At 72.4% G+C, this 9657-nt stretch carries 9 protein-coding genes; 2 read left to right on the top strand and 7 right to left on the bottom strand.

Annotation, left to right across the window (positions count from 1 at the left end):
• Positions 1 to 106 precede the first annotated feature (106 nt).
• Both ABD951_RS24560 and ABD951_RS24555 read left to right on the top strand, forming a co-directional pair.
• The gene (locus ABD951_RS24560; RefSeq protein WP_345351664.1) at positions 107 to 703 is read left to right on the top strand and encodes a hypothetical protein; all 597 of its coding nucleotides are present in this window, start codon (positions 107 to 109) and stop codon (positions 701 to 703) included.
• A 7-nt stretch (positions 704 to 710) separates the two neighbouring features.
• Positions 711 to 1349 carry an RES family NAD+ phosphorylase gene (locus ABD951_RS24555; RefSeq protein WP_345351661.1) on the top strand — a complete coding sequence of 213 codons (639 nt, stop codon included), beginning with the start codon at positions 711 to 713 and terminating at the stop codon, positions 1347 to 1349.
• Positions 1350 to 1385: 36 nt separating this feature from the next.
• Here ABD951_RS24555 and rox read toward each other — a convergent pair whose 3' ends face one another.
• From rox to ABD951_RS24520, 7 genes are all read right to left on the bottom strand, one after another.
• Positions 1386 to 2813 (bottom strand): rifampin monooxygenase, encoded by a 1428-nt coding sequence (gene rox, locus ABD951_RS24550; RefSeq protein ID WP_345351747.1) that lies wholly within the window; start codon positions 2811 to 2813, stop codon positions 1386 to 1388.
• A 207-nt stretch (positions 2814 to 3020) separates the two neighbouring features.
• Positions 3021 to 3956 (bottom strand): diiron oxygenase, encoded by a 936-nt coding sequence (locus ABD951_RS24545; RefSeq protein WP_345351658.1) that lies wholly within the window; start codon positions 3954 to 3956, stop codon positions 3021 to 3023.
• Entirely contained in the window at positions 3953 to 4828 is an 876-nt protein-coding gene (locus tag ABD951_RS24540; RefSeq protein ID WP_425569948.1) for a prephenate dehydrogenase/arogenate dehydrogenase family protein, read from the bottom strand. The genes ABD951_RS24545 and ABD951_RS24540 overlap by 4 nt, the downstream gene beginning before the upstream one ends.
• The gene (pabB, locus tag ABD951_RS24535; RefSeq protein WP_345351655.1) at positions 4825 to 6903 is read right to left on the bottom strand and encodes an aminodeoxychorismate synthase component I; all 2079 of its coding nucleotides are present in this window, start codon (positions 6901 to 6903) and stop codon (positions 4825 to 4827) included. Before pabB ends, ABD951_RS24540 begins: the two co-directional genes overlap by 4 nt.
• 11 nt (positions 6904 to 6914) lie before the next feature.
• Positions 6915 to 7250, bottom strand: coding sequence for a chorismate mutase family protein (locus ABD951_RS24530; protein ID WP_345351652.1), 336 nt, complete (start codon positions 7248 to 7250; stop codon positions 6915 to 6917).
• 137 nt (positions 7251 to 7387) lie between these two features.
• A complete protein-coding gene (locus tag ABD951_RS24525; RefSeq protein WP_345351649.1) occupies positions 7388 to 8155 on the bottom strand; it encodes an MBL fold metallo-hydrolase in 768 nt (255 codons plus the stop codon).
• Positions 8152 to 9612 carry a flavin-containing monooxygenase gene (locus ABD951_RS24520; protein ID WP_345351646.1) on the bottom strand — a complete coding sequence of 487 codons (1461 nt, stop codon included), beginning with the start codon at positions 9610 to 9612 and terminating at the stop codon, positions 8152 to 8154. The genes ABD951_RS24525 and ABD951_RS24520 overlap by 4 nt, the downstream gene beginning before the upstream one ends.
• Positions 9613 to 9657 lie beyond the last annotated feature (45 nt).

Genomic DNA, 9657 nt, shown 5'->3' with positions numbered 1-9657 from the left:
GGAGTCGTGCCGCGCCCGCGACGACCTCGCGGGTGCGGGCCGACACCGACCACCGCTCGCGACACGTGCGGTACGCGGTACACTGGTGGCACACCAGGAGGTGGTCATGCTCGCCAACCGAGACCGCGCCCGCGACTCCATCCACGCCCTGTCCGACCAGGACCTCGTCGACCTCGTCGCCGAGGAGATCTCGCGGCGGCCGAACCTGCGTCCGGTCCGCGACGACGTCACCGCGCTGCTCGCGATGAGCCCCACCCTGGCCCTCCAGCACGAACGCGCCGTCACCAACCCCGCCGCCGCGGCCGTCGCCCGCACCCGCATCGTCACCGACGCGATCGGCGCGATCGTCGACGACCACGAGATGCTCGACTCCACCGCCGTGAGCCGCGTCCTCGGCAGGGCCGCCACCAGCCGCAACACCGCGAGCCGGCTGGGCGCGTCGGGCACCGTCGTCGCGCTGCCCGTCTCCGGCCACAAGCTCTACCCGGCGTTCCAGTTCGACCCGGCCCGCAGGCAGGTGCGGCCGATCGTCGCCGAGATCAACCGCCGGCTCGGCGCCAAGGACGACCCGTGGGGTGTCGCGTCGTGGTGGCTGAGCCCGACGGCGTTCGCCGACGACCCCCGGTCGCCCGCCGAGCTGGCCGCGGCCGGCGGTCACGATCAGGATCTGCGGGACATGGCCGACGACCTGGTCGCGGACTGAGCGGCCGGTGCACTACCCGGACCCACCCGCGCCGCTGCCCGCTGCGCTCGTCACGACCGTCGCCGCCGACACCTCGATCTGGCGGATCCACAGCGCCGAACGCGGCGCGAGCGACCTGAACCCGACACCACGACCGCGCCCCCGGCTGGGCGGCCGGTTCGACAGCCTCGACGGCTCCTTCGCGTACCTGTACATCGGGGACAGCCCCGCCGCCGCGGTCGCCGAAACCCTGTGCCGCAACCTGCCCGTGAACCAGTCGCCCCGACTGATCCCGCGCGCCCAGATCGCCGGACGCGTCCTCAGCGAGCTGCGCACCACCCGCGACGTGCGCGTGGTCGACCTGACCGGCACCGGCACCGCCCGCCTCAACGCCGAGGTGTGGCTGACCAAGTGCGACCCGTCCGGGTACCTGCACACCCGGCGGTGGGCGGCGGCGATCCTCGCCGCCAACCCCGATGTCGACGGCATCCAGTTCCGGCCCCGCCACGACGAGAACACGCTGTCCTGGATGCTGACCGGCGCCCCGACCACCCGGACGCACCCGGCCGTCGCGCCGGTCGGCGGCGTCATCCCCCTGGACTCCGCCGACGGCCACCATCTCCTCGGGGCGCTGCTCACGCCGCACAACGCCGCGCTGGGGCCCTGACGGGCAGGCCGGCCCGATCGGGCCAGGGCCGCACGCTCAGGCGGCCGCGGCGCCGAACCAGGTCGGCAGCCGGCCCAGGAGATCCCGCTGGTCGTCACCGACCCACGCCACGTGTCCGTCCGGTCGCAGCAGCACCGCGGGCACGTCCAGTTCGTCGCTGACGTCGACGACGTGGTCGACCCGGTCCGCCCATCCGGCCACCGACAGCCGGCCGGTCTGGTCGAGGAGCAGCCCGCGGCCGCCGTGCATCAGCGCGTACAGGCGTCCGCGCCGGAGCCCGACGTCCCGCAGCCGACGGCCGAGCAGTTCGTGCCCGGCACCGAAGTCGTAGCGGACCCCGATCGCCGTGATCTTCTCGATCAGGTACCGGTTGACGTCCTCGAAGCCCATCAGCTCGGTCAGCAGCCGGCGCACCGCGCGCGGTCCGGGCTCGGTCGACATCAGCTCCATCTGCGCGCGGGTGTTGTTCAGCACGTCGGCGGCCACCGGGTGCCGTTCGGCGTGGTAGCTGTCGAGGAGTCCGTCCGGCGCCCACCCGGCCACCTCGGCGGCCAGTTTCCAGCCGAGGTTGAACGCGTCCTGGATGCCGAGGTTGAGCCCCTGCCCGCCGGTCGGCGGGTGGATGTGCGCCGCGTCGCCGGCCAGCAGCACCCGCCCGACCCGGTAGCGCTCGGCCTGCCGGGTGGCGTCGCCGAAGCGGGACAGCCAGCGCGGTGAGTGCACACCGAAGTCGGTGCCGGCGATCGCCCGCAGCTGCTGCCGGAACTCCTCGAGGGTCGGCGGGGCCGAGCGGTCCTCGGTCACTCCCTCGGCGGGCACGATGACGCGGTGGACCCCGTTCCCGAAGTCCGCGAGGCCGAACCTCTTCTGGGTCTCACGGACCCGGGCCACCACCGCGGCGACGGTCTCCGGCGGCGCGGCCACCTCCATCTCGCCCAGCAGCGTCTCGACCCGGGACGGCTCGCCCGGAAAGCCGACACCGAGCAGCGTCCGGACCGTGCTGCGACCGCCGTCGCAGCCGACGAGCCACCGCGAGCGCAGCCGGGTGCCGTCGGCCAGCTCGGCGGTCACCCCGTCGTCGTCCTGACTCAGCCCGACCAGCTCACGGCCACGCCTGATCTCGGCGCCGAGCTCGGCGGCATGGTCGGCCAGCAGGCGATCGGTGACGGGTTGCCGGATGCCGAGGACGTACGGGTGTGCGGTGTCGATCCGGTCGGGTGCGGGCTGGTCGATACCCGCGAAGAAGCCGCCCAGCGGGTACTGCCGACCGTGCGCGAGGAACCGATCCAGCAGACCGCGCTGGTCCAGCACCTCGATGCTGCGCACGTGCAGGCCGAGCGCGCGAACAAACGCGGCCGGCTCCGCCTCCTTCTCCAGCACGACCACCCGCACCCCGTGCAGCCGCAGTTCGGCGGCCAGCATCACACCGGTCGGCCCGCCGCCGGCGACGATCACGTCGATCACGAAAACCCCCATTCGACAACGACATCCCTGCGATCGGCAGGTCCTGGCGGGAGATTCTGCAACGCCACCGGGGCCTTGCCGCAAGGCCCCGGTGGCGTTGTATGTTGACAGTGGCGGGAAGTCGACGATCGTCTCGGAGCCAGTCGCTCCGACGATGCGGTGCGACTGGCGTTGTCGCGGGCCGCTGGTGCCGTGACCCGCGGCTACTCACTCACCGAGCCGCTCGAGCATCCGGTCGACCGCACTGCAGTCCTGCATGATCCGACGGCGGTCCGGGTCGTCGGCGACGTCACGCAGCAGCGCCTCCGCGCCCGCCACGCCCTCCGCGTCCAGGATCGCGGCCCACACCGACAGATCGGTGGTCGTGAAGGCGTCGACGCCGTCGCGCAGCGCCGCCACGAGGACCGCCCGGTCGCGCGCGTCCAGCTTGTCGTGCACGAGCGCGATCATCTCGGTGGCCACCGACGCGTGGGCACACTCGTCCCGCCGGTGCAGCACGACCGTCGCCCGGTTGACCGGCTGGATCGTCTCGTCGTCGGCGATCAACGACAGGTAGTCGCCGATGGAGGTTTCCGCGACGGTCGCACACGCCAGCGTCGTCAAGGCCGCCGTGCGCACGTCGGGAGCCGCCGCCACGGCCTCCCGGTGCCTGCGCACCGCGTGTGCCTCCGGCAGCGTCGCGTCGGCCAGCGGCCGACCCCGCCGGCGCCGGGTCAACGCGGACGCGTTCAGGTGCATCAGCGTGTGGTACTCCTCGTCGACCATCGCCTGCACGACGGAGGCGCGGGCGACGTCCGAGAACCCGGTCCCGAAGGCGTCCCGGAACAGCAGTCCGAAACCCGGTGTCACCACGTACTGCTCGACGTCCATGACGTTCTTGTTGTAGGCGATCCACGCCCACGCGCCGATCCGGGCACGGGTCGGCCCGTCGAGACGCTCGTACCCGGGGTGGCCCGCGAACGGCACCAGCGTGAGCGGATAGTCGGCGCGCGCCGGATCGAACAGCTCGTCCATCGTCGGGCCGTCGAGTTGCGGTTCGGAGCGCCGCACCGTCGCCCGCCGCGGCCAGCTGCGCACCAGCCCGCGGATCACCGCCGTCTCGACCGGATCGGCGGGGTCGTAGTCGGGGAGCCGACCGGTCATCGGTCCAGCCCCTCGAACAGCTCCGCGCACCGGACCGCGTATCCGGACCAGCGGTCGCCCAGCGGGGCGGCGGCGTCCGCCAGCAGCGCCGCGAACTCGGCCTCGGTCCCGGTGCCGCAGACGTCCGCCAGCCGGGCCATCGCCCGCGCCAACGCCTCCCGGGCCGGTGCCGCATACGGGTTCGCGACCTGAACGTCCCGGTACACCTCGGGTGAGCCACCGGTGATCCGCGCGAGCAGCGCCGACAGCACGGTGTGCGGCGGCGGTGCCAACGACTCCGTCTCGGCCGCGTCGACATCGAGGTCGGCGAGCGCCAGGCCGAACGACAGCACCGCCGCATGGGTCAGTGCCTGCATCGCCGCACACCACCGGTCGTGCCGGTCCGCGGTCGTCACCTGCACCCGGGCGCCCCACCCGGTCAGGTCGGCGACGATCCGGTCCACCGCCGGGCCGCCGCGGTGCACCACGACCGCGACCGCCCGCCCCGGCAGCCCCAGCGACGGCGCGAACATCGGGTTCACCCCGACCACCTCCGCGGCGAGTTCGGACGCCGCCACCGCGGCGGCGAACCGCGACTTCACCGACAACGTCTCGACCAGCACCGCACCGGGCCGCAGGAGCGGTCCCACCGCCCCGACCGCGGTGAGCGCCACCTCCTCCGGTACCGCCAGCACCACGACGTCCGCGGACCCGATGTCGGCCCGCAGCCGCGTCCCCGGAGACCGGATGTCGCAGCCCGGCCCGGCGGCCACGTCCGGGCGCAGCACCGACGCATCGGCCCCCGCCCACAGGTCGGCCAGCATCGACCCGACCGCACCCTCGCCCCCGGCCACGACCACGGACCGCGGTGTCGTGGCGGCGGCCGTGCTCACGGCCCCTCGGGCGGTTCGCTCGCGACGGACAGGCAGCGCCGCATCGACAGCGCCTTGACCATGGTCTCCTCGAACTCCTCGTCGGGATCCGACAGCGCGACGATCGCGCCGCCGACCCCGAACGTCACCTCGTCTCCCGCCGCGACCATCGTCCGGATCACGATCGAGAAGTCCGCGGTCCCCGTCAGCGAGAAGTAGCCGATCGCACCGGAGTACACGCCGCGGGGCCCGGCCTCGAGCTTGTCGATGATCTCCATCGTCCGCACCTTCGGCGCACCGGTCATCGACCCGCCGGGGAAGGCCGCGCGCACACAGTCGACCGCCGACAGCCCCTCCCGCAACGTTCCCCGGACCGTCGACACCAACTGGTGCACCGGCGCGTAGGTCTCGACGTCGAACAGGCTCGGCACGTGCACCGACCCCGGCACGCACACCCGCGACAGGTCGTTGCGCACCAGGTCGACGATCATCAGGTTCTCGGCCCGGTCCTTCTCGCTGAGCAACAGGTCCCGGCGCAGTGCCTCGTCCTCTGCCGCGTCCCCGGACCGCGGGCGGGTGCCCTTGATCGGCTTCGACTGCACCGTCTGGTCCGCCCCGACCTTCAGGAAGCACTCCGGTGAGGCGCTCAGCACCGACATCCCGGTGAACTGCAGCAGCGCACCGTACGGCACCGGGCTGATCTCCCGCAGGCACGCGTACCCCGCCAGCGGGTCGAGGGTCCGGTGCACCCGAACGGCATTCGTCAGGCACACCTCGTACGACTCGCCGGACCGGATCTCCGAGAGTGACAGCTCGATCAGGCGCAGGTACGTGTCCCGGTCGTGGCGGAACATGATCGGCACGTCCGCGTCCGCAGGCACCAGCGGCGGCGCGGACGGCATTGCCGCGGTGTCCTCCTCGTCGAGCCCCCGGATGGCCTCGGCGGTCCGCTGCAACCAGGCCGTCGTGTCGGCGTCGTCGGTGCCGTCGTCGAGGGCCAGCAGGTGGCAGCACCCGGCGGCGTGGTCGATCACCAGCGCCCGGTCCGCGAACACGACCGCGGCGTCGTCCTGTTCGGACGCGTGCGCCAACTGCCCGCCGGTGTCGGCCTTGAGCTCGTAGCCGAGGTACCCGACGTAACCGAGGCAGAACCCGAACGGCAGGTCCGACCTCGGTGCGACGGTCCGCGCCCGCAGCTGGGCGTCGAGGTAGTCGAACAACGTGCTGCGCACCTCCTCGGTCGACCCGTCCGAACGACGAACCCGCACGGTCGTTTCCGTCACCCGGTAGGTGACGTACTCGGCGCGGGGCCCCGAGCAGTCGCCCATGACGGAGAACTGGCCGTCGCTGTGGGCGGCCGCCGCACCGTCGAGCCAGTAACTGTTCGGGCCGGACGCGAACAGCCGCTCGTACACCGCCGTCGGGTCGACCGCTCGGTCGATGCGGACGCTGCGGACCCGGTACCGGTGCGCCGGCATCGGCGGTCGCGGCCGCTCCGGCGCCGGTGTGCGCGCCGCCCGGGCCCGCACCGGGGTCAGCGCCGCGAAGTTCTCCAGCAGCTCCCGGCCGTGGTCGGTGCAGATCGACTCCGGGTGGAACTGCACCCCCCACATCGGCAGTTCGCGGTGCCGCACCGCCATCAACACCCCGTCGTCGGACCACGCCCGCGGCTCCACCGACGGCGGCAGGTCGGCCACCGCGAGCGAGTGGTACCGCACCGCACGGAACGGGGACGGGATGCCGTGGAACAGCTCGCGGCCGTCGTGGAGCACGTCGCTGAGCCTGCCGTGCCGGGGCTCCGGCGCACTGACCACCCGGCCGCCGTACAGGTGACACAGCCCCTGATGCCCCAGGCACACCCCGAGGACCGGCAGGCCGCTCTGCTTGAACGCCTCCGCGCTGATGCCGAAGTCACGCACCCGGTCCGGCCGGCCGGGACCGGGGGAGACCACCACGTTGTCGAAGTCGGCGAGGTTCAGCGAGGTCCACGCCTCGTCGTTGGTGACCACCGTGGGAGTGCGGCCGTTCACCTCTGTCAGCAGGCTGTACAGGTTGTAGGTGAACGAGTCGTAGTTGTCGATCAGCAGCGTCCGCACCACACACCTCCTCAGTCCGACCCGCCGTTCGACGCCTCGTCGACGATCCGATCCTCGATCCGGCATGTCTCGGCGATCAGCAGGTCGTACAGGTCGCGCAGGAACATCGGCGACAGATGGTGGTCGAGTGCGTAGGTGCGCGCGTGTGCGTGCACCGCCCCCACCCGCTGCGGCTGCATCACCGGAATCGCGTACCGCTGCTTGACGACCGCGATCCGCGCGCACACCTCGATCCGCGCGCGTACGTCGTCGAGCAGGCGTTCGTCGATGCCGTCCAGTTCGGCGCGCAGATCCTCGAGCTCCCGCTCGATCAGATCGACACCGAAGTCGCCGGTCGTGTCGTCCATGCGCGGTACCACCTTGCAGTGTCCGAAGGAAAGTTCCCGACTTGTCCTCATATTCCCACCACGTCCCGCCGGTGAGGAGCCGATCGTCGATACTCCCAGGTCACGATTGGTCAACGCCGGACGGCGTAAGGCCGCGTTCACCGCAGCGGCAGCCGGCCACCCGGCGACAACTCCACCGCATCCAGGCCCGACGCCGCCGCACGACGCACGAATTCGCCCCCCGGACCGAAGAACCGGCGCGGCCGCACCGCGTCGAGCCCGATCGGCCACAACGTGCCGAAGTGCACCGGCACCGAGACAGCCGCCGACACCAGTTCGGCGGCCCGCGCCGCCCCCTCCGGATCCATGTGTCCGGGACCGAGACTCGGCCCCCAGCCGCCGACCGGCAACAACGCCAGATCGCACCGCGGCACCCACTCCGCCATCGCCGGATGCAGCGCCGTGTCGCCCGCGAAGTACGTGGTGACGGAACCCTCGACGACGTACCCCAGCGCCGGCGCGCCGTGCGGCCCGCGCGGCCACCGTCTGCCGTCGTGATCGGCCGGAACCGCCCGAACGGTCACGGTTCCGACCACCGTCTCCTCGCCGGGCAACAGTTCGATCACCCGATCCCCGAACTCGCGCAGTCCGCCGAACGCGCCGACCGCACCGCGTGGCACCACGATCGGTACCGCGCCGAGCAGGCGCAGCGACGGCACGTGCGTGTGGTCGGCGTGCAGGTGGGAGAGCAGCACCACGTCCGGCCGCGGCAGATCCGCCGTCGGGTCCGGACCGCGGCGGCGGCGCAGGTGACCGACCCGCGACGTCAGCACCGGATCGGTCAGCACCGTCGTGGCGCCGTCCGTCACCGCGACCGTCGCGTGCCCGAGCCAGCCGACCCGCACCGTCCCGTCGGCGCCCGTCACGGGCGCCGCCCGTCGCGGGAGAACTCCATCGATCCGTCGGTCAGCGAACCGAACCGCAGCGTCAGCAGGTCGAGCAGGTAGTTCTGGTGCAGCCGCCACGGCCGTCGCCCACCCTGCTGGGGGAACCGGTGGATGCCGCGCCGGATGTAGCCGGAGCTGAAGTCGATCGCCGGCAGCCGGGGCATCGCGGGGTCGGTGTTGTGCGGCGTGCACCACCGGTATCCGCGCTCGTCCATGTACGCGAGCAGCCGGCACACGTAGTCGCACGTCAGATCGCACTTGAGGGTCCACGACGCGTTGGTGTACCCGATGCAGAACGCGAGGTTCGGAACGCCGTCGACCATCATTCCCTTGTACGCCAACGACTTCGACAGCTCCACCGCCGCCCCGTCGACGTGCAGCGCGATCCCGCCGAGCGGCAGCAGTTCGAGCCCGGTCGCGGTCACCACCACGTCCGCCGGGATCTCGGCGCCCGAAACGAGCCGGATCCCGCCCGGGGTGAACGAGTCGACGGTGTCGGTGACGACCTCGGCCGTCCCCGCGCGGATCGCCGCGAACAGGTCGCCGTCCGGGACGAAGCACATCCGCTGGTCCCACGGGTCGTACCGGGGCGTGAAGTGCCGCAGGTCGTACCCGGAACCGAGCTGCGCCCGAACCGCCCGGCGCAGCAGCCGCTTCACCCACTCCGGCCGCCGCCGGCTCAGTTCGAAGAACGCCGCCATCCTCAGCACGTTCTTCCACCGCACCAGGGCGTACACCCACCTCGCGGGCAGCACGCCGCGCAGCCGCTCGGCCGCCTTCTCCCGCCCCGGCAACGACAGCACGTAGCTGGGGGAGCGTTGCAGCATCGTCACGTGCGCGGCGGTCTCCGCCATCGCAGGCACCAGCGTCACCGCCGTCGCGCCGCTGCCGATCACCACCACCCGCTTGCCGGCGTAGTCGAGGTTCTCGTCCCACCGCTGCGGGTGCACGATCCGCCCCGAGAACGCGTCCGCCCCGGCGAACTCGGGCCGGTAGCCGTCCCCGTAGTCGTAGTAGCCGCTGCAGACCAGCAGGAACCCGCACGTGATCTCGACGATCTCGCCGTCGTGGACCGCGGTGACCGTCCACCGCGCGTCGGGGGTGCTCCATCGGGCTCCGGTCACCCTGTGCCCGAACCGGATCCACCGCTCCACGTCGTACTCGGCGGCCGTCGCCCGCACGTAGTCGAGGATCGACGGTCCGTCCGCGAGCGCCCGTCCGCCGGTCCACGGCCGGAACGCGTAACCGAGGGTGTACATGTCGGAGTCCGAGCGAACACCCGGGTACCGGAACAGATCCCACGTCCCGCCGAGCGCGTCGCGGGCCTCGAACACCGCCACCGACGCCGACGGCCGGGACCGCCGCAGGTGGCAGGCCGCCCCGACACCGGACAGCCCGGCCCCCACGATCAGAACGTCGACGTGTTCGGCCGCCATGTCGGTCACCACCGCCCGAGGGGATCGTCGTGCCTCGACGATAAC

The sequence above is a fragment of the Rhodococcus olei genome, from assembly GCF_039540555.1.
In the GTDB taxonomy this organism is placed as follows: Bacteria; Actinomycetota; Actinomycetes; order Mycobacteriales; family Mycobacteriaceae; genus Rhodococcus_G; species Rhodococcus_G olei.
The sequence above is the reverse complement of the archived record's forward strand: the minus strand, read 5'-3'. Positions and strand labels throughout refer to the sequence as shown.